The organism is Streptomyces sp. NPDC058653, assembly GCF_042716895.1.
Taxonomy (GTDB): domain Bacteria; phylum Actinomycetota; class Actinomycetes; order Streptomycetales; family Streptomycetaceae; genus Streptomyces.
Genome location: NZ_JBHXRM010000003.1, coordinates 257,099 through 277,248, shown reverse-complemented (window position 1 = coordinate 277,248; position 20,150 = coordinate 257,099). Strand labels below are relative to the sequence as shown.

Annotated in this window: 14 protein-coding genes; 6 read left to right on the top strand and 8 right to left on the bottom strand. The window is 68.6% G+C overall.

Features of this window, described 5'->3' with window-relative positions; genetic code table 11:
* Positions 1 to 196 precede the first annotated feature (196 nt).
* From ACFWU9_RS04560 to ACFWU9_RS04530, 7 genes are all read right to left on the bottom strand, one after another.
* Complete coding sequence (locus tag ACFWU9_RS04560) at positions 197 to 1,372, bottom strand: ABC transporter ATP-binding protein (RefSeq protein WP_384314864.1); 1,176 nt, start codon at positions 1,370 to 1,372, stop codon at positions 197 to 199.
* The gene (locus ACFWU9_RS04555; RefSeq protein ID WP_384314863.1) at positions 1,365 to 2,423 is read right to left on the bottom strand and encodes an ABC transporter ATP-binding protein; all 1,059 of its coding nucleotides are present in this window, start codon (positions 2,421 to 2,423) and stop codon (positions 1,365 to 1,367) included. Before ACFWU9_RS04555 ends, ACFWU9_RS04560 begins: the two co-directional genes overlap by 8 nt.
* Positions 2,424 to 2,434: 11 nt before the next feature.
* Positions 2,435 to 3,403, bottom strand: coding sequence for an ABC transporter permease (locus ACFWU9_RS04550; RefSeq protein WP_384314862.1), 969 nt, complete (start codon positions 3,401 to 3,403; stop codon positions 2,435 to 2,437).
* Positions 3,396 to 4,322, bottom strand: coding sequence for an ABC transporter permease (locus ACFWU9_RS04545; RefSeq protein WP_384314920.1), 927 nt, complete (start codon positions 4,320 to 4,322; stop codon positions 3,396 to 3,398). The genes ACFWU9_RS04550 and ACFWU9_RS04545 overlap by 8 nt, the downstream gene beginning before the upstream one ends.
* 150 nt (positions 4,323 to 4,472) lie before the next feature.
* Entirely contained in the window at positions 4,473 to 6,116 is a 1,644-nt protein-coding gene (locus tag ACFWU9_RS04540; protein WP_384314861.1) for an ABC transporter substrate-binding protein, read from the bottom strand.
* 455 nt (positions 6,117 to 6,571) lie between these two features.
* Entirely contained in the window at positions 6,572 to 8,458 is a 1,887-nt protein-coding gene (typA, locus tag ACFWU9_RS04535) for a translational GTPase TypA (protein ID WP_384314860.1), read from the bottom strand.
* A 330-nt stretch (positions 8,459 to 8,788) separates the two neighbouring features.
* Positions 8,789 to 11,521 carry an ABC transporter substrate-binding protein gene (locus ACFWU9_RS04530; protein ID WP_384314859.1) on the bottom strand — a complete coding sequence of 911 codons (2,733 nt, stop codon included), beginning with the start codon at positions 11,519 to 11,521 and terminating at the stop codon, positions 8,789 to 8,791.
* A gap of 321 nt (positions 11,522 to 11,842) precedes the next feature.
* On the opposite strand from ACFWU9_RS04530, the gene ACFWU9_RS04525 reads away from it, so the two are divergent.
* The 4 genes from ACFWU9_RS04525 to ACFWU9_RS04510 all read left to right on the top strand — a co-directional run bounded on the left by ACFWU9_RS04525 (position 11,843) and on the right by ACFWU9_RS04510 (position 15,914).
* The gene (locus ACFWU9_RS04525; protein WP_384314858.1) at positions 11,843 to 12,085 is read left to right on the top strand and encodes a hypothetical protein; all 243 of its coding nucleotides are present in this window, start codon (positions 11,843 to 11,845) and stop codon (positions 12,083 to 12,085) included.
* A gap of 200 nt (positions 12,086 to 12,285) precedes the next feature.
* On the top strand, positions 12,286 to 13,107 hold the full coding sequence (locus ACFWU9_RS04520) for a hypothetical protein (protein WP_384314857.1): 822 nt from the start codon (positions 12,286 to 12,288) through the stop codon (positions 13,105 to 13,107).
* Between the two features lie 21 nt (positions 13,108 to 13,128).
* Positions 13,129 to 15,054 (top strand): fumarate reductase/succinate dehydrogenase flavoprotein subunit, encoded by a 1,926-nt coding sequence (locus tag ACFWU9_RS04515; protein WP_384314856.1) that lies wholly within the window; start codon positions 13,129 to 13,131, stop codon positions 15,052 to 15,054.
* On the top strand, positions 15,051 to 15,914 hold the full coding sequence (locus ACFWU9_RS04510) for a succinate dehydrogenase/fumarate reductase iron-sulfur subunit (protein WP_384314855.1): 864 nt from the start codon (positions 15,051 to 15,053) through the stop codon (positions 15,912 to 15,914). The genes ACFWU9_RS04515 and ACFWU9_RS04510 overlap by 4 nt, the downstream gene beginning before the upstream one ends.
* 139 nt (positions 15,915 to 16,053) lie before the next feature.
* Here the strand turns inward: ACFWU9_RS04510 and ACFWU9_RS04505 are convergent, their stop codons facing one another.
* On the bottom strand, positions 16,054 to 16,971 hold the full coding sequence (locus ACFWU9_RS04505) for a TetR/AcrR family transcriptional regulator C-terminal domain-containing protein (protein ID WP_384314854.1): 918 nt from the start codon (positions 16,969 to 16,971) through the stop codon (positions 16,054 to 16,056).
* A 115-nt stretch (positions 16,972 to 17,086) separates the two neighbouring features.
* Here ACFWU9_RS04505 and ACFWU9_RS04500 point away from each other — a divergent pair, with 115 nt between their 5' ends.
* Positions 17,087 to 18,754, top strand: a complete 1,668-nt coding sequence (locus ACFWU9_RS04500) for an MFS transporter (RefSeq protein WP_384314853.1) — start codon at positions 17,087 to 17,089, stop codon at positions 18,752 to 18,754.
* Positions 18,755 to 18,856: 102 nt separating this feature from the next.
* A complete protein-coding gene (locus ACFWU9_RS04495) occupies positions 18,857 to 19,927 on the top strand; it encodes a LacI family DNA-binding transcriptional regulator (RefSeq protein WP_384314852.1) in 1,071 nt (356 codons plus the stop codon).
* The last annotated feature ends 223 nt before the right edge of the window (positions 19,928 to 20,150 follow it).

Genomic DNA, 20,150 nt, shown 5'->3' with positions numbered 1-20,150 from the left:
TAGGCCCAAATATCACTCCGTTCCAGAAATGGCGCATGTATTGGGCACCCGTGCGGGGAAAGGGACGCCCGGCCGCTCCCCGGCCGCCTCCCGCCGCCTCCCACCGTGCCCCGCCGCCTCCGCCCGGGTGCCGCCGGACATGGCGGAGGCCCGGACCGCGTACGGCCCGGGCCTCTCGTCGTTCACCCACCCAACCTCACACGGCGTGGATGACGTCCTTCTCCTCGGCGAAGTGGCAGGCCGACTCGTGCGCGGCCGGCGTGGTCGAGGCGACGAAGCGCTCGGGGATCGCCAGCAGCGGGACCTCCTGGGCGCACCGGTCCTGGGCCTTCCAGCACCGGGTACGGAACCGGCAGCCGGACGGCGGGTTCGCCGGGGACGGCACGTCGCCGGAGAGGATGATCCGCTCGCGGCCGGTACGGGCCTCCGGGTCGGGGACCGGGACCGCCGACAGCAGTGCCTGGGTGTAGGGGTGCGTCGGGTGGTCGTAGATCTGGGTGTCCGTACCGATCTCGGCCATCTTGCCGAGGTACATGACACCCACCCGGTCGGAGATGTGCCGGACGATCGACAGGTCGTGCGCGATGAAGATGTAGGACAGGTTGAACTCGTCCTGGAGCTTCTCCATCAGGTTGATGACCTGCGCCTGCACGGACACGTCCAGCGCCGAGACCGGCTCGTCGCAGATGATGACCTCGGGGTTGAGCGCGAGACCACGGGCGATGCCGATGCGCTGGCGCTGACCGCCGGAGAACTGGTGCGGGTACCTGTTGATGTACTCCGGGTTCAGTCCCACGACGTCGAGCAGGTCCTGGACCTTGCGCCGCCGGTCGCCCTTCGGCGCGACCTCGGGGTGGATGTCGAACGGCTCCCCGATGATGTCGCCGACGGTCATCCGGGGGTTCAGCGAGGTGTACGGGTCCTGGAAGACCATCTGGATGTTCCGGCGGACCGCCTTGAGCGCCCGCCCGGACAGCCGGGTGATGTCCTGGCCCTTGTAGAAGACCTCGCCCGCGGTCGCGGTCTCCAGCGTCATCAGCAGCCGGGCGACCGTGGACTTGCCACAGCCCGACTCACCGACGATGCCCAGCGTCTCGCCCTGGTAGAGGTCGAAGGAGACCCCGTCCACGGCCTTGACCGCGCCGACCTGGCGCTTGAAGAGGATGCCCTGGGTCAGCGGGAAGTGCTTGACCAGGTTGCGGACCTGGAGGATCGGCTCCCCGCGCTCCGCCGGCGCCTCGATGGCGGCGACCGCCGCCGACTCGGTGGCGGCGTCGACCTCCGTCACCTCGGTGACGTTGGGGGTGACGACCTCGGGACCGGCGTCGGCCGGTCCGGCCGGGGTCCCGTCCGTCTTCCTGGGCTCAGCCATGGATCGTCTCCTTCCAGAAGTGGCACGCGCTGCCACGGCCGGGCAGCTCCGTGCCGTCCTGCTCGGACACCGGCTGGAGGGCCGGGACATCCGTACGGCAGATGTCCTGCGCCCTCGGGCAGCGCGGGTTGAAGGCGCAGCCGGCCGGGATCTTGAGCAGGTTGGGCGGCAGGCCCTTGATCGCGTAGAGCTCCTGCCCCTTCTGGTCCAGCCGGGGGATCGAGTCGAGCAGACCACGGGTGTACGGGTGCGCCGGCCGCTTGTACAGCTCGTGCACCGGCGCGGTCTCCACGATCCGGCCCGCGTACATGACGGCGATCTTGTCCGCGACGTCGGCGACGACACCGAGGTCGTGGGTGATCAGGATCAGCCCCATGTTGAACTCGCGCTGAAGATCCGCGAGCAGGTCCATCACCTGGGCCTGCACGGTCACGTCCAGCGCGGTCGTCGGCTCGTCCGCGATGATCAGGTCGGGCTCCAGGGCGAGCGCCATCGCGATCATGATGCGCTGGCGCATACCGCCGGAGAACTGGTGCGGGTAGTCGTTGACCCGCGCCTTCGCCGCCGGGATGTTGACCCGCTCCATCAGCTCGATGGCCTTGGTCTTGGCCGCCTTGCGGGAGAGGCCCTCGTGGACCCGGTACATCTCGCCGAGCTGGTAGCCCACCGAGAGGACGGGGTTGAGGGAGGAGAGCGCGTCCTGGAAGATCATCGCGATCTTCCGGCCACGGATCTTCCGCCGCTCCTCGTAGCTCATGGTGAGCATGTCCTGCCCGCGGTACAGGATCTGGCCCTGCGGGATGGAGCCCGGCGGCATGTCGAGAATGCCCATGATCGCCTGCGCGGTCACGGACTTGCCGGAGCCGGACTCACCGAGCACGGCCAGGGTCTCGCCCGAGCCCACGCTGTAGTTCACCCCGTTGACGGCCTTGGCGACACCGTCCCGGGTGTGGAACTCCACATGGAGGTCGCGTACTTCGAGCAGGGGGGTGGTGTCCGAGTCGCCCGGTCGGGGCGTCGGGACACTTGAGGTTTCTTCGATGATGGTCACGTACGCCCTCCTCAGCGCAGCTTCGGGTCGAGGGCGTCGCGGACGGCGTCACCCAGCATGATGAACGCGAAGACCGTGAGGCTCAGCATTCCGGCCGGGAAGAACAGGGCGTGCGGGTTGTCCCTGATGTCCTTGCTGCCCTGGGCGATGTCGATGCCCCAGGAAATGGTCGGATCGGCGAGGCCGAGACCCAGGAACGACAGGGTCGCCTCGGCCGAGATGTAGCCGCCCAGCGCGATCGTCGCGACGACGATGGTCGGCGCCATCGCGTTCGGCAGCACATGGCGGAAGAGGATCCGCCGGGTGCCCGCGCCGAGGGCGCGCGCCGCCGTCACATAGTCCGCCTGCTTCGCGGTGATCACCGACGAGCGCATCACCCGGCAGATCGACGTCCAGCCCAGGAAGGCCAGGGCGAAGATCACCACGTACACCTTGCGCTCGGTGAAGGCGTTCAGGACGACCATCGCGCCGAGCAGGAACGGGATGCCGAAGAAGATGTCGGTGATACGGGAGATGACCGAGTCGAGCCAGCCTCCGAAGTAGCCGGCCAGCATCCCGAGCAGTCCGCCCAGAAGCGTCACCGCGGCGGTGACGCCGACACCCACGAGGATCGAGGCGCGCGTCCCGTAGACGACACGCGCGTAGATCGAGCGGCCCTGGCCGTCGTAGCCGAACCAGTCGGGCTGGAAGAAGCTGCCCAGCTCCGGCTTGGTCAGGAAGTGGTTGGTGAGGTCGCCGTCGCGCGGGTCGACGCTGGTGAACAGCCCCGGGAAGACGGCGACGATTATCAGGAACAGCAGCAGGATCGAGGAGATCCAGAACATCGGCCGGTGCCGCAGGTCGTACCAGGCGTCGCCCCACAGGCTGCGCGGCTTGCCCTGCGACTTGTGGCCGTCGGCGGCGGTCTCGGGAGCTCCCGCGGCCGGCGGCGCGATGGCGTCGGTCGTCGCGTCCGTCTTGGTCTTAGTCACGTCAGGCATACCGGATCCTCGGGTCCAGGACCGCGTACAGCAGGTCGACGACCAGGTTGATCAGAAGGATGATGAGCACGAAGACCGTGACCACGCCGACGATCGTCGAGCCCTCACGGCCTTGGAGCGCCTTGAAGAGCAGGTTGCCGACGCCCTGGACGTTGAAGATGCCCTCGGTGATGACCGCGCCGCCGATGAAGCCGCCGACGTCGGTGCCGAGGAACGTGACGACCGGGATCAGCGAGTTGCGCAGCAGGTGGACGCCGACGATGCGGCGTCTGGGCAGCCCCTTGGCCATCGCGGTACGCATGTAGTCGGCCCGCAGGTTCTCCGCGAAGGTCGTGCGGGTCAGCCGTGCCACGTACGCCATCGAGAGCATCGCCAGGACGAAGCCTGGCAGGAATAGCTGGGCGTAGTCCGTGGAGTCCTGCACATTGGGCGCGACCCACCCCAGTTCGTCGGCGAGGACGAAGCGCGCCAGGTAGCCGAGCACGAAGACCGGGATCGAGATGACGACGAGCGTGAAGATCAGTACGCCGGTGTCGACGGCCTTGCCGGCCTTCAGGCCCGCCCAGGCGCCGAGGCCGATGCCGATGATGATCTCGATGACGAGCGCCACCATGGTGAGCCGGAGCGTCACAGGGAAGGCCTCGGACATCTCGTCGGCGACCTTGCGGCCACCGAACGTCTCGCCGAAGTCTCCCTGGAGGAGCCCCCACATGTAGTCGACGTACTGCTTCCACAGGGGCTGGTCGAGCCCGAAGTCAGCACGTAGGGCGGCGACCTGTGCGGGGTCCGCCGCCTTGTCACCCCACATCGCCCGGATCGGATCGCCCGGAAGGATGTGGACCATAAGGAAAATAATCAGAGTGGTCCCGATGAAAACCGGGATCATCTGGAGCAGTCGCCTTGCGACGTAGCGCCCCATCATGCCTCCATGCCGTGAGGGGTCGGCGATGGCCTACGTAGTTTTCTCCGCCACGGGGTATGGGGTGGAGTCTCCCGGGGCCTCGGCCTGGCCGGACCGGTGCCGCCGCCCCACGTGGGGACGGCGGCACCTGTTGACGGTCCCGTTGCTTTAGCTCTTGGCCTTCACCTGGACGCCGGTGAAGATCGGGTCGCCGTCCTGGCCGTAAACGATCTTGCCGAAGACGTTCCTGGACTGGCCCGAGTTGTTCTTGTAGAACCACAGCGGGATGGCGGGCATGTCAGCCTTCAGCAGCTGCTCGGCCTCCTGGTACAGCTCGACGGTCTCGTCGAGCGTCGCCGCCTTGTCGGCCTTCGAGGCCAGCGCGTCGAACTCCTTGTTGGAGTAGCCCGAGGTGTTACCGGCGGCGGTGCTGCCGTACAGGTCCCGCAGGAAGTTCGAGTTGGTCGGGTAGTCGAGCACCCAGCCACCGCGGTACATGGACTTGACCTGCTTGTTGTCACGCGCGTTCAGGTCGGCCTGGAAGTCCGGCTTGGAGTCACCGACACACTCGACGCCGACGCTCTTGCGGATGCTGTTGCAGACCGCGTCGACCCAGGGCTTGTGGTCCTGGTCGGCGTTGAACTGGATCGAGATCTTGTTGCCGGGGACGCCGCCACCCTCCTTGATGAGGGCCTTGGCCGCGGCCGGGTCGAACTTCGTGACGTCACCGAGGGCGCCGGCCTTGTAGCCGAGCACACCGCGGGCGACGTAGGAGTCGGCCGGGGTACGGGTGCCGTGGAGCACGGTCTTGGTGATCGTGTCACGGTCGATCGCCATCGACAGACCCTGGATGACCTTGGGGTCGATGTCCTTGAACTGGTCCGTGTAGAACGCCGGGACGATCGACTGGACGGCCGAGTACTCCTGGTCGATCGCGCGGTCGCCGAGGTCGTCCTTGTAGCTCGTGAGAGCCGTGGTCGGGACCTGCTCGATCCAGTCGAGGTTGTCCGACCGCAGGTCCGAGTAGGCGGAGTCGGCGGTGGTGTAGTTCTTGAAGTCGATGCCACCGTTCTTGGCCTTGTTCGGCCCGGTGTAGTCCTCGAACTTACGGACCTTGATCAGCTTCTTGTGGTCCCACGAGACGAACTTGTACGGGCCGTTGCCGATCGGCTTCTCGCCGGCGGCCTTCGGGTCCTTGAAGAAGACCTCGGGGAGCGGCGCCCACACGTCGTAGCCCAGCTTGTACGCGAAGTACGAGACCGAGGTGGTCAGCGTGATCGTGAAGGTGTTCTCGTCGACCACCTTCAGACCGGACATCTTGTCGGACTTCGGCTCACCCTTCTCGGGGTGGACGTCCGTGTAGCCCTTGATGTCCTGGAACCAGCTGGAGTTGGTCTGGTTGTTCTTGACGTTCGCCGACCAGTTCCACGAGTTCACGTAGGACTCGGCGGTGACCGGGGTGCCGTCGTGGAACTTCCAGCCGGGCTTGAGCTTGACGGTCCACACGGAGGAGTCGTCGTTCGGGGTGACCGACTCTGCGTTGACGTTCACGAGCTTGCCTGTGCCGGGCTCGTAGTCCACGAGTCCGGAGAAGATCGTGCGCAGGACACGGCTGCCCTGGCTTTCCTTGGCGTTGGCCGGCTGCAACGGGTTCTGCGGCTCGCCGAGCTGTGCGGTCAGAATGCCATTCGGGTCGGCCTTCCCCGCCTTCATGTCGTCGCCGCTGTCGCTGTCGCCGCCGCCACAGGCGGTCGCAGCCAGGGCGATGACTATCGCGCCCGCGACCCACTTGGCGCTCTTGGCACCGCGCATGGGTTCCTCCTCATGAGTCCACTTGTCACAACAAGATGGGCACCGATCGTTACGCCGACACCCCTGACGGCGGTCGATCAGTGCACCGAGTGTGTGCTCGTGAGTCGGCGCTCCCCACAGCGCATGACCCATTGACCCGAGCTCAATGGAGCCAACTATTAAGTACGCCCGACCGGTAAACCACACTTACTGCGTCTCGTTTTGACAACATCGACCCACCGCCTACGCCCGAAATCCGGACAAAGTAAGCACAGACAGACACCCGCGAAACGGACTGTTAACGCAGCTTCCGGTGAGCGTTACCCGGTATCCGGACGTTTCGCCACCGAAAACGAGTTGACAGGGGTCCCCGGCCCGGGCAGAACAGCCTACTGTCCGGCTGCCCACCGAGGGGGGCAGACCTCCGGCCCGGCACCTCGCGGGGCCGGGCCGGAAGTCGTACACCTGCCGGTGCGTCAGCGCTTGGCGCGGGAGGCCGCGCGGCCGCGCTCCTTCTGGTCCAGGACGACCTTGCGGATACGGACCGTCTCCGGGGTCACCTCGATGCACTCGTCGTCGCGGCAGAACTCCAGGGACTGCTCCAGCGAGAGCCTGCGCGGCGGCACCACGTTCTCCGTGGTGTCGGCGGAGGCGGCGCGCATGTTGGTGAGCTTCTTCTCCTTGGTGATGTTCACGTCCATGTCGTCGGCGCGCGAGTTCTCGCCGATGATCATGCCCTCGTACACCTCCGTGCCGGGCTCGGTGAAGATCACACCGCGCTCCTGGAGGTTGACCATCGCGAACGGCGTCACCGAACCGGAGCGGTCCGCGACCAGCGAACCGTTGTTACGGGTCCGCAGCTCGCCGAACCACGGCTCGTGCCCCTCGAAGATCGAGTGCGCGATGCCGGTGCCGCGGGTCTGGGTGAGGAACTCCGTACGGAAGCCGATGAGCCCCCGGGACGGCACGATCCACTCCATCCGGATCCAGCCGGACCCGTGGTTGGTCATCGTCTCCATACGGCCCTTGCGGGTCGCCATGAGCTGCGTGATCGCGCCCAGGTGCTCCTCGGGGCAGTCGATCGTCATGCGCTCGATCGGCTCGTGGACCTTGCCGTCGACCTCCTTGGTGACGACCTCGGGCTTGCCGACCGTCAGCTCGAAGCCCTCGCGGCGCATCTGCTCGACCAGGATGGCCAGCGCCAGCTCGCCGCGGCCCTGCACCTCCCAGGCGTCGGGACGCTCGGTGTCCAGGACGCGCAGCGAGACGTTACCGATCAGTTCGCGGTCCAGCCGGTCCTTCACCTGCCGGGCGGTGACCTTGTGGCCCTTGCCGCCCTTGCCGACGAGCGGCGAGGTGTTCGTACCGATGGTCATCGAGATGGCCGGCTCGTCCACCGTGATCAGCGGCAGCGCGATCGGGTTCTCCAGATCGGCCAGGGTCTCGCCGATCATGATGTCCGGGATACCGGCGATGGCGCAGATGTCGCCGGGGCCCGCCTTCTCGGCCGGCTTGCGGGTGAGCGCCTCGGTCATCAGCAGCTCGGTGATGCGGACGTTGGACATCGTGCCGTCACGCTTGATCCACGTGACGGTCTGCCCCTTCTTCAGCTCGCCCTGCTCGACCCGGCAGAGGGCGATACGGCCGAGGAAGTTGTCGGCGTCCAGGTTGGTGACATGGGCCTGGAGAGGCGCGTCCTCGTCGTAGACCGGGGCCGGGACGGAGCCCAGGATCGTGGTGAAGAACGGCTCCAGGTTGGTGCTGTCCTGCGGGACCGTGCCGTCCTCCGGCTTGGTCAGCGAGGCGACACCGTCACGGGCGCAGGCGTAGACGATCGGGAACTCGATCTGGTCCTCGTCCGCGTCCAGGTCGAGGAAGAGGTCGTACGTCTCGTCGACGACCTCGGCGATACGGGCGTCGGGCCGGTCCGTCTTGTTGATGCAGAGGATCACCGGCAGCTTGGCCGACAGCGCCTTGCGCAGGACGAAACGGGTCTGCGGGAGCGGGCCCTCGGAGGCGTCGACGAGGAGGACGACCGCGTCGACCATCGAGAGGCCGCGCTCGACCTCTCCACCGAAGTCGGCGTGGCCGGGGGTGTCGATGATGTTGATCGTGACCAGGTTCGGGATGTCACCTGTACCGCCCTCCTTGGGGTGGTACTTCACCGCCGTGTTCTTGGCGAGGATCGTGATGCCCTTCTCACGCTCCAGGTCGTTCGAGTCCATCATCCGGTCGTCGAGGTGCTCGGCGGCGTGCGCGGCGAAGGCACCGGCCTGCTTCAGCATGGCGTCGACCAGAGTGGTCTTGCCATGGTCGACGTGGGCGACGATGGCGACGTTACGGATGTCGTGGCGCGTGGGCATGCTGGCTGGCGCTTCTCTCGATCGTGGGATGCGGCGTTGTTTTCCTCGTACGCCTGCCGGGCGGACACGCCACGGCCTACCCCATCGTACGGGGCCGACGATGCCGGGGCTTCCGGGACCGATCCGATAAGAGGCGGAGCGCCGGGGAGCGCGCTCGGGAAGTGCGGGTCACGCGTCTGCGGGGATGTACTACGGGGTGTGGAACCGCCCGGGTCAGGGGATGGCACGATCTTGCCCGCCGGGAGGCCCGGCGGGCAAGTTGATCGTCCGGCTTCCAGGGTCTGACCTGCCGGTTCTCTCCGTTTCTTCTTCTCTGCTACCGCTGTCCTTCTACTTCTTGTCGCTTTCCGACTTCTCCGGCTGCTGCGGACCGCTCCTCGCGCCGTTCTTGAAACCGATGTCCTCGTAGCGGGGGGTGGCGAAGGCGAAGGCACCGGCGTTCGCCAGGGACGGCTTGGCCGCCACCAGCTGCGGGCGCTGGTAGAGGGGGATGGAACCGGCCGCGGCCCAGATGCGGGCGTCGGCCTGCCGGAGCAGATCGCGGGCCGCGCCCTCGTCCAGCTCGGAGGCCGCCTGGTCGAAGAGCTGGTTGATGTGGTCGGTCCCGACCCGGGTGTAGTTCTGCTCCACCAGCAGCGAGCCGTCGGAGGCGGGGACGGGCTTGGCGTAGATCGGCCGGCCGTCGGTCGCGGGGTAGGCGGTCGCGGGCCACGAGTACAGGGCGAGGTCGTAGTCGCCCGACGCGATGTGGTCCTTGAAGTAGTTGGCGTCCGCGACCTTGCTGATCTCCGTACGGATGCCGATGCGGTCGAGCATGCGCGCGATCTTGTCGCCGACGGTACGCAGCTGCTCGGAGCCCGGGCCGGAGGGGAGGACGAAGCGGAGGGTGAGGGGCTTGCCGTCCTTGGCGAGGGGGCCGGGGAGGGGGGAGGCGGCGGAGGCCGACTGGGAGGGGGAGGAAGAGGAAGAGGAGGAGGAGGGGGACGTGGAGCTGGAGGGGGACGCCGATTCGGAGTCGGTTTCGGACTCGGTGTCGGAGCCGGCTTCGGACTCGGTGTCGGAGCTGGAGTCCGAGCTGGAACTGGAGTCGGTGTCCGACTCGTCGTCGGACTCGGACGCGGACGCGGACTCGGAGGGCGCCGCCGTACCGCGCGGGGCGTAGGCGCCGGCCACACCGCCCTGCTGCCTGTCCTGGGCGTTGACGTCCGAGTCGTCCAGCATCGCCATCTGACCGGTCAGGACCGCCCGGTGGAAAGCGGCGGCGGGGGCCGGCGCGAGGACGTGGGTGCCGCTCTCGGAGAGGGGGGCGCCGCCACCGGGCTTGTTGTCACCGACGGTGTACGAGCCCTCGTCCGACGCGCTGTCGGATTCCGAGCCGGAGCCGGAAGCCGAGTCCGAATCCGAGCCGGACTCCGATTCGGAGTCGGAGTCGGAGTCGGAGTCCTTGTCCTGGGCTTCGCCCTTGTCCTTGGTCCCGTCCTTCCCGTCCTTGCCGTCGTCCTCTTCGTTCTCGTTCTTCTTGGCGGCGTCGTCGGCCTTGTCCTTCTTCTTGTCGTCGGCCTCGCTCCCGGCCTTCGTACCGTCGTCCTTCTTAAGAGGGCCGCCCGGAACCCAGCCCGCGTCGGCGAGGAGCGCCTGCGCCTCCCGTGTGTTCTGGTCCCCGAGCGCGTCGCTGCTGTCGGCGTACGCCTGCTGTCCTGCCAGCGCCAGATGGCTGCCGGGCGGGTGCGCCGGCAGGCCGAGCGGCTTGAGTACGGCCTCGGCCAGCTTCTTCCGGTCGAGCGCGCGGGCCACCGCGCGCCGTACCCGCTCGTCGGCGAGCGGCCCGGTCTCCCCGTTGAGCGCCAGCTGCGTGAAGGCGGGCTCCAGGGACTTCCGTACGACATAGCCCCGCAGGCCCTGCTGCTCCTTGGAGTACTTCGCGAGCGCCTCGGACTTCTTCCCACGGGACTCCCGCGAGACCCCGGCCTTCTCGTCGTCCGAGTCGCTCTCCCCGGCCGCCGTGCCCGAGCTCTCGCCGTCGGTCTCGTCCTCCGTCCCGCTGTCACTCTCACTGTCGGTGTCGCTGTCGCTGTCGGCATCGCTGTCGGGACTGTGCCCCTCGGACGGCGAAGCCGATCCGGACGGCGACCCGGTCGCCGCCTGCGGGCCCGCTCCCCCGCCCCTCTTGTCGCGTGCCTCGTTGATCCGCTGGACCACCGGGCTGTCGATCTCGGCGAGGTCGAGCGTGCCGGCGGCGAGCGCGGCCGCGCGCTTGTCGCGGGGCACCGCGCTCAGGACGATCGTTTCGAGCTTGGGCCGCGCACCCCACCAACGGGGGTTGCGCACAAGGGTCATCTCGCGGTCCTCGCGGTCGAGCTCCTTGATCTGGAAGGGCCCGGCCGTCGCCTTGAGCTTGGCTCGCGCGCCGTCGTTGAACGAGTTCGGCGCCCCCATCACGCTCTTCGGGTACAGCGGGCTGAAGAGGGCGCGCCAGTCGGCGTACGGCTTGTTGAAGGTGACCCGGACCTCCAGGTCGTCCTTGCCGCGCTCGATCTTCTGGATGCGTTCGTAACCGGAGTTGCGCGCCGTCCAGTACGCGGACTCCTTGCCGCTCAACGCGCGCCACTGCGCGACGAAGTCGGGGGCGCCGAGCTCGCGTCCGTCGCTCCACACCGCCTGCTGGTTGAGCTTGTAGAGGACGACCTGCTTGGGCTCGCGCTCGACGATCTTCGCGGACTCCAGATAGTCCGGATTGCGCTGCGGGCGGCCCGTCTTGTCGAGGGTGAAGAGTGCGGGCAGTACGGCGCCGGCGATGCGCGAGGTGGTGGCGTCGGCGTCCGCCTGGAAGGTGTTGAGGGTGGTGGGCACGGTGTCCACGGCCCAGCGCAGCGTCCCGCCGTCCTCGATCCGGTCGCGAGCGGCGGGCCCCACATCCTGTGCGGCGGCCGGTACCTTGCTCCGCTCCTCGCCCGAACTGCACGCGGAGAGCACGGGCAGGGCGAGCACGCCGGTGGTGAGTAGTGCGACGGAGCGGAAGGTCCGGGAGCATGTCCTCCCGCGTGCGGCGCCGACCTGGGACATGGCTTCTACCTCTTCGTCCTGTTTGTGGAATTTAGAGATGATCACACCTATTACCCGCCCACTGAAGTGGGCCGAATCGCGCCAACGGCCGCGACACGGCGGTCCGGAGCCGAAAGCCCACCCATACGGCCCAACGAGGAAGAGGACACAGGGCCGCCGAAAGGGCGAAAATGGTGGGGCGCGACATCAACGACGCGGAGCGCACGGCTTACGTATGCGCCGGGAATCCCTGCACGTCCCTTCACAAGCGGGGATGTGAGGAGCGACACTCGCAGGCGCATTACCGATGGCATCGCTCCCCTGCGGAAGTGAGGGCAAGTCATGTCCCAGCCGGAAGATCTGACAGCAGTCCACCGTCGTATCGATGAGCTCGTTCAGCGCGTCGCGGACCTGGAGCGGACGGTCGACCGACTGAACGAAGCCGTACCGGCGGCGCCGTCCAGGCCCGCGCCGAAGGACCGCCGTCCGGATGTGGTCACGATTCCCGACACGCCGTACAACGCGGCGCTCTGGACGGACTCCGACGACGAGGGGCTGGGCCTGAGGCACCGGCGCGCACCTTGATCGGGCCGCCGGCCCCGGAGGTTCTCGCATCCGGGGCCGGCGAATCCCCCCGACCGCGCCCCACCTTCTGAACAGCGCCGCACGGACATCACACCGCTCGCCCCCGGCACCGCACCGGCACTCCCGCCGTCGCCCGCCACGACCGAACCGGCCCTACGACCCCCCACCAGATCCCACTCCATCTCCATACGGAGTCTTCGTTGGCAACAGGCACGGAACGACCCCAACTGAATACGGGCGTGCACGACACCACGCGTGCCGCCATCACCGCCCGCCATCTGCGGACAGACCGCTGGTGGCTGGCGCCCGCCGTCACGGCGGCCGGGCTGCTCGCCTTCATCGTCTACTCGACATGGCGGGCGTTCGCGAACACCGACTACTACGCGGCGCCGTACGTCTCACCGTTCTACTCGCCCTGTCTGGCGGAGAACTGCGAGCCGATGAAGGGCGGCCCCAACCTGGAGATCCTCGGCAGCTGGTGGGGCCTCTCCCCCGCGCTGATCATTCTGATCTTCCCGTTGGGCTTCCGGCTGACCTGCTACTACTACCGCAAGGCGTACTACCGGGGCTTCTGGGCGTCACCGCCCGCCTGCGCCGTCGCCGAACCGCACAAGACGTACTCGGGCGAGACGCGCTTCCCGCTGATCCTCCAGAACATCCACCGGTACTTCTTCTACGCCGCCGTGCCGGTGGCGGGCATCCTCACGTACGACACGGTGCTCGCCTTCCGCAACTCGGACTACGAGTGGGGCCACATGGGCCTCGGCACGATCATCATGGTCGTCAACATCGGGCTGATCTGGGCGTACACCCTCTCCTGCCACTCCTGCCGCCATGTCATCGGCGGCAAGCTGAAGCACTTCTCCAAGCATCCGGTGCGCTACCGGCTCTGGGGCTGGGTCGGGAAGCTGAACAACCGTCATATGCAGCTCGCCTGGGCCTCCTTGATCAGCGTCGCCCTCGCGGACTTCTATGTGTATCTGCTCGCCAGCGGGGTCTTCGACGATCCGCGCCTCTTTTAGTCCTAGGGAGAGCCTTCAGCAATGACGCAACTCGAACGCGAGCAGTGGGACGTCGTGGTGGTGGGCGCGGGCGGAGCAGGTCTGCGTGCCGCCATCGAGGCGCGTGAGCGTGGCGCCCGTACCGCTGTCATCTGCAAGTCGCTCTTCGGCAAGGCCCATACGGTGATGGCCGAGGGCGGTATCGCGGCCTCCATGGGCAATGTCAACTCCGGGGACAACTGGCAGGTCCACTTCCGCGACACCATGCGCGGCGGGAAGTTCCTCAACCAGTGGCGGATGGCGGAGCTGCACGCACAGGAGGCGCCGGACCGGGTCTGGGAACTGGAGACCTGGGGGGCGCTCTTCGACCGTACGGCGGACGGAAAGATCTCCCAGCGCAACTTCGGCGGGCACGAGTATCCCCGTCTCGCCCACGTCGGCGACCGGACCGGCCTTGAGCTGATCCGTACGCTCCAGCAGAAGATCGTCGCCCTCCAGCAGGAGGACTTCAACGAATTCGGTGACTACGAGGCCCGGTTGAAGGTCTTCCAGGAGTGCACCGTCACCTCCGTACTGAAGGAGGGCGAGCGGGTCTCGGGCACCTTCTGCTACGAGCGTGAGTCCGGCCGTTTCTTCGTCCTGGAGGCGCCCGCCGTCGTTCTCGCGACCGGCGGCATCGGCAAGTCCTTCAAGGTGACCTCGAATTCCTGGGAGTACACGGGCGACGGGCACGCGCTGGCGCTGCTCGCCGGTGCCCCGCTGCTCAATATGGAATTCGTGCAGTTCCACCCGACGGGCATGGTCTGGCCGCCGTCGGTGAAGGGAATTCTCGTCACCGAGTCCGTGCGCGGCGACGGTGGAGTTCTGCGTAACTCCGAGGGCAAACGGTTCATGTTCGACTATGTACCGGACGTCTTCAAGGAGAAGTACGCGGAGACCGAGGAGGAGGGCGACCGCTGGTACGAGGACCCGGACAACAACCGTCGTCCGCCCGAACTGCTGCCGCGTGACGAGGTGGCCCGTGCCATCAACTCCGAGGTCAAGGCGGGCCGGGGCTCACCGCACGGCGGGGTGTTCCTGGACGTCTCCACGCGGATGCCTCCCGAGGTCATCCAGCGCCGGCTCCCCTCGATGTACCACCAGTTCAAGGAGCTGGCCGACGTCGACATCACGGCGGAGGCGATGGAGGTCGGTCCCACCTGTCACTACGTGATGGGCGGCATCGCCGTCGACTCGGACACCGCCGCCGCGCCCGGGGTCCCGGGTCTCTACGCGGCCGGCGAGGTCGCGGGCGGGATGCACGGCTCCAACAGGCTCGGCGGCAACTCGCTCTCCGACCTGCTCGTCTTCGGCCGGCGGGCGGGACTGCACGCGGCCGAGTACGCGGCCGGGCTCAGCGCACGGCCGGTCCTCGACGAGGCTCAGATCGACGCGGCGGCCGTCGAGGCGCTGCGTCCCTTCGGCGCCGAGGAACCCGCGGGCGGCGGCCCGCCGGAGAACCCGTACAGCGTCCATCAGGAGCTCCAGCAGACGATGAACGACCTCGTCGGCATCATCAGGCGCGAGGGCGAGATGGAGCAGGCGCTGGAGAAGCTGGGCGACCTGCGCGCGCGGGCGGCAAGGGCCGGGGTGGAGGGCCACCGTCAGTTCAACCCCGGCTGGCACCTCGCGATCGACCTGCGGAACATGCTGCTGGTCAGCGAGTGCATCGCCCTGTCGGCCCTGGAGCGCACGGAGAGCCGGGGCGGTCATACCCGCGAGGACTGGCCGGGCATGGTTCTCGACTGGCGGCGGGTCAATCTGCACTGCCGGCTGAACGACTCCGCGCGGGACCCGTCGGCGGACCCCGCGCTCGCCCGGATCAGCCTCTCCAGGAAGACGACCGAGCCCATCCGTCCAGACCTGCTCGACCTGTTCGACAAGGAAGAGCTGGTCAAGTACCTCGCCGAAGAGGAGCTCCACGAGTGAGTGCCAGCACGACTCCGACTCAGAGCACACCCCCCTCGTCCGCCTCGTCCACCACAGCGCCCGCCACGTCCGCGGCGTCGGCCCCGGCCACCTCGTACGACGCCAAGTTCAAGGTCTGGCGTGGTGACGCGGAGGGCGGCGAGCTGAAGGACTTCTCCGTCGAGGTGAACGAGGGCGAGGTCGTCCTCGACATCATCCACCGGCTCCAGGCGACGCAGGCCTCCGACCTGGCGGTGCGGTGGAACTGCAAGGCGGGCAAGTGCGGTTCGTGCAGTGCGGAGATCAACGGCCGGCCACGGCTGCTCTGCATGACGCGGATGTCGACCTTCAGCCGCGAGGAGACGATCACCGTCACCCCGCTGCGCGCCTTCCCGGTCATCCGGGACCTGGTGACGAACGTGTCCTTCAACTACCAGAAGGCGCGTGAGGTCCCCGCGTTCGTGCCGCCGCCGGGAGTCGCGGCGGGCGAGTACCGGATGCAGCAGGTGGACGTGGAACGCTCGCAGGAGTTCCGCAAGTGCATCGAGTGCTTCCTGTGCCAGGACACCTGCCATGTGGTCCGGGACCACGAGGAGAACAAGGCCTCGTTCGCCGGGCCACGTTTCCTGATGCGGGTCGCGGAGCTGGACATGCATCCGCTGGACGCGGCCGAGGAGACCGGGCTCGACCGCAAGGAGACGGCGCAGGACGAGCACGGGCTCGGCTACTGCAACATCACCAAGTGCTGCACCGAGGTCTGCCCGGAGAACATCAAGATCACGGACAACGCGCTGATCCCGCTGAAGGAGCGCGTGGCGGACAAGAAGTACGACCCGCTGGTCTGGCTGGGGAACAAGATCCGCCGCCGTACGACCAGCTGAGCGGCGACGCCTGTTCAAAGGCGCCGGACGGGCCGACGCGGCGCGTCCGGCGCTGGGGCGGGCGGGGGGCCCGGCAGTAGCGAGGGGCCCGAGGTGGGGCGTCAGGTCCCGGAGACCGAGAGGCCCCTGAGGACCCGTCTCACGTCTTGGGCGACCGGTTGATCAGCGACTCGATCCCGTCCAGCATCCGTTCGAGCCCGAACTCGAAGAGCGTGCCGAGTTCGAGGTCGAACTCCCCGTCCCCGAACAGGTTCGACAGCACCGGATACCGGCCGGCGAGCTGGGCCGAGTCCAGGTGTCTCTCGTTGGCCGCCATCCACTCCTCGGCCGTCAGCCCGGTGTCCTGCCGCGCCTGGGACTCCAACTCGACGGCTATCGCCACCCCTTGGGCGTAACCGAGCAGCGAGAGATGGATATGGATCATCGTGTGCGGTGTGAGACCCAGCCCGCGCAGGGCGCCCAGCGTCCGCTCCGTGTAGCTCATCGCGTGCGGTGACGCCATGGGCCGGGTGATCCCCGCCATGGCACGCGCGAGCCAGGGATGGCGCTCGTAGCGGCTCCAGAGCCATCGGAGCTCCCGCCTCAGCCGGGGCCGCCAGCCGACCGGTTCAGGGCCCCCGGGCGTCCCCGCGAACACCGCCTCGGTCATCAGGTGCACCAACTCGCCCTTGCTGGGGACATGGCGGTACAGCGCCATCGTCGACGTACCGAACTCCGTCGCCACGCGCCGCATCGACAGCGCGCCCAGCCCTTCGCCGTCGGCGAGCGCGATGGCGGCGCGCACGACGCGCTCCCGGCTGAGGCCCTCGCCGGGGGCCGTGTCCCGGCCACGGGGGCGGACGGGTTCCGCGACCACCGTGCCGACGCCGGGCAGGGCCCGCACAAGACCCTCCTGGTTGAGCGCCGCCAGCGCCTTGGTCGCGGTCGCCATCGCGACGCCCCACTCCTGGGTGATACGGCGGGTGGAGGGCACGCGATCGCCCGGCACGAGCTCCCCGGAGGCGATACGGCGGCGGAGTTCGGCCGCGATACGGAGGTAGGGCGGATCGACGGTCATGACCCCCACCGTACTAGTGCGCCGAGAGGCCAAGTCCCGGGCTGAACAGCCCGTCCGGCCAGGTGCACTAGGCAGCTGTTTGCCGCGTACACGCGGGGCCGCTTACGTAACGGCCATGGAGAACTCAGGGACCCCCGCCCGCGCGGGCCGCAGGGAATGGATCGCCCTCGGCGTCCTGATGCTCCCGCTGCTGCTCGTCTCGATGGACATCTCGATCCTCTACTTCGCGATCCCGTACGTCAGTCAGGACCTGGAGCCGAGCGCCACACAGCAGTTGTGGATTCTCGACATGTACGGCTTCGTGCTCGCCGGTCTGCTCATCACCATGGGCGCGCTGGGCGACCGGATCGGCCGACGCAGACTGGTGCTCGCCGGCGCGACCGTATTCGGCGCGGCCTCGGTGGCGGCGGCGTACGCGCACTCCGCCGAGGCCCTCATCGGCGTACGCGCGCTGCTCGGGCTCGGTGGCGCCGCGCTCATGCCGTCGACGCTCGCGCTGATCCGCAATCTCTTCCACGACGCGAGGCAGCGGGGCCGGGCGGTGACGATCTGGACGGGTGTCATGACCACCGGGATCTCGCTCGGGCCGGTGGTCAGCGGGCTGCTGCTGGAGCACTTCTGGTGGGGGTCGGTCTTTCTGATCAACCTGCCGGCGATGGTGCTGCTGCTGGTGCTGGTGCCTTTCCTGGTACCGGAGTCCAGGACGGGGCCGGTGGGGGCGGGAGCCGGGGCTGGGGCCGGTGGGGGCGAGGCTGGTGGGGCTGGGGCCCGGGCGGCGCGCGAGCCGTTCGACCTGGTGAGCGCCGCGCTCTCGCTCGCCGCCCTGCTCACGGTCATCTACGGGATCAAGGAGTGGGCCCGCCACGGGTTCGCGCCGGTGCCCGCCGCCGTCGTCGTCCTGGGACTGGCCCTCGGGCACCTCTTCGTACGCCGCCAGCAGCACCTCGCCCACCCGATGATCGACCTCGAACTGCTCGGGCGACGGTCCTTCGGGGGCCCGGTGTTCGCGAATGTGCTCGCGATGTTCGCCACGGTCGGGATGGCGGTCTTCCTCACCCAGTACCTCCAGTCCGTGCAGGGGCTGAGCCCGTTCAAGGCGGCGCTGTGGAGCCTCGTACCGGCTTCGGGCGTGATCGTGGCAGCGCCGACGGCGGCGATGCTCGCGCAGCGCGTCGACCACGCGTATGTGATGGGGGGCGCCTTCCTCTTCTCCGCGGCCGGATTCTGCTGGCTGACCCAGATCCGGGCGGACTCGGCCCTCTGGTTCTGCCTCGCGGCCGCCGCCCTCTACGTGGGAGGTCTCGTCGCCGCCATGACCCTCGCCAACGAACTAGCCATCGGTGCCGCCCCGCCCGAGCGCGCGGGCTCGGCCGCCGCCGTACTGGAATCGGGCCAGGAGCTCGGCGGGGCGCTCGGGATGGCCGTCCTCGGCTCCGTCGGCGCGGCGGTCTACAGCCGGGAGATGGCCGACGCCCTGCCGGCCGATGTCACCGCCGCGCTGCCGGCCGGCGAGGCCGACGCCGTACGCGAGACCTTGGGCGGCGCGGCGGCAGCCGCGGCCCGGCTCCCGGAGGAGACGGCCGCGGGTGTGCTGACGGCCGCGCGCGACGCCTTCACCCACGGGATGGGACTGGCGTCGGCCGGCGCGGCGGTCGTCGTGGTGGGTGCGGCCGTTTACTCGTTCGCGCTGCTCAGGGGCACGGCCGAGCACGGGGAGGACGGGGCGGACGCGGGCTCCGAGGGGGGTGACCTTGCTCCCGCACAGACGGGCGCCGTAAAGTGAATGCGCTTACAAAGGTGAGCGCCGCGGTGGCCGTCAGCAGCACGAGCCCGGTGGCGAGTGACTGGTCGGAAACAGCAAAGCGAGAGCGGACGGTCGGATCGGGTGAGTGCCCCCACGGTGTACGACGTCGCCGAACGGTCCGGCGTCTCGATCGCGACGGTTTCGCGGGTCTACCGGAATCCGGACTCGGTACGCGCCGAGACCCGGGGCCGTGTACTGGAGGCGGCCCGCGCCCTCGGCTACGTACCGAGCGGCAACGCCCGTGGTCTGGCCAGCCGGACCACCGGCGTCCTCGGCCTCTGCTTCCCCGACTACGCGGACCCGGACGCCGAGACCGACGCGCAGGCGGAAGCCGACGGCGAGGCCGACGACTCCGCCGCGATGCTCTACTCCGACCAGATCATCCGCGGCATGGAGCGGGCGGCGCGGCGGCACGGTTACGCGCTGCTGATCGCCGCCTCGCTGGTGGGCGGGCCGGAGAGCCTGGTCGCCAAGGTGGCGGGACGGGTGGACGGGTTCGCCGTACTGGCGAAGACCGTGCCCACCGAGGACCTTGAGGTGATCTCGCTGCGGCTGCCGATCGTGATGCTGGCCGGGCCGCGCGAGATCGACCACCTCGACCACATCGAGGTGGCGAACTCCGACGGGGAGAGGGAACTCGCCCGTCATCTCATCCGCGACCACGGGCTGCGCAGACTCGCCTTCGTGGGCGGCGAGAAGGAGTCGCCGGACGCGCAGGCGCGGTTCCGCGGCTATCAGGAGGCGTGCCGGGAGGCGGGCCTGCCGGTGGCCGACGAGCCCGACCTGCGCGCGGAGATGATGACGCAGGCGGAGGGCGAGCGGACGACGGACGCGCTCCTGGACCGCGCCGCCGGGCGCGAGTGGCCACAGGCGATCCTCTTCGCCAACGACCAGATGGCGATCGGCGCACTGCACGCGCTGGAACGGCGTGGCGTGCGGGTGCCCGACGACATCGCCGTGACCGGCTTCGACGGCATCCCGCTGAGCCGGATCGTCCGCCCGTCCCTGACGACGGTCCGCCAGCCGATGCGCCGCCTGGGCGAGGAGGCGGTGGAACTCCTGATCCGCCGCCTCTCGGACCCCGCCCGCCCCCCGGTCTCCCTGATGCTCCCGGTCTCGGTGACCCACCGCTCAAGCTGCGGCTGCGGCTGAGGGCCGGGGGGCCCGGGCTGCTGGGGAGACCTGGTCCGCTTCCGGGCACCTGGACGGAGGCGGGTACTCGGGGCGAACTGGTCCTACCGGTTGCCCCCCGCAGCCTTTGGTTTGTGATGAAGGTCCCCTCCCGCCCGCAACGAAGGCGCCCCCGCGCGTTGTCTTCCGTAGTCCATGTACGTCCGGTACGAGGACGATCCCCCGCCTCACAGGCACGCGCGCG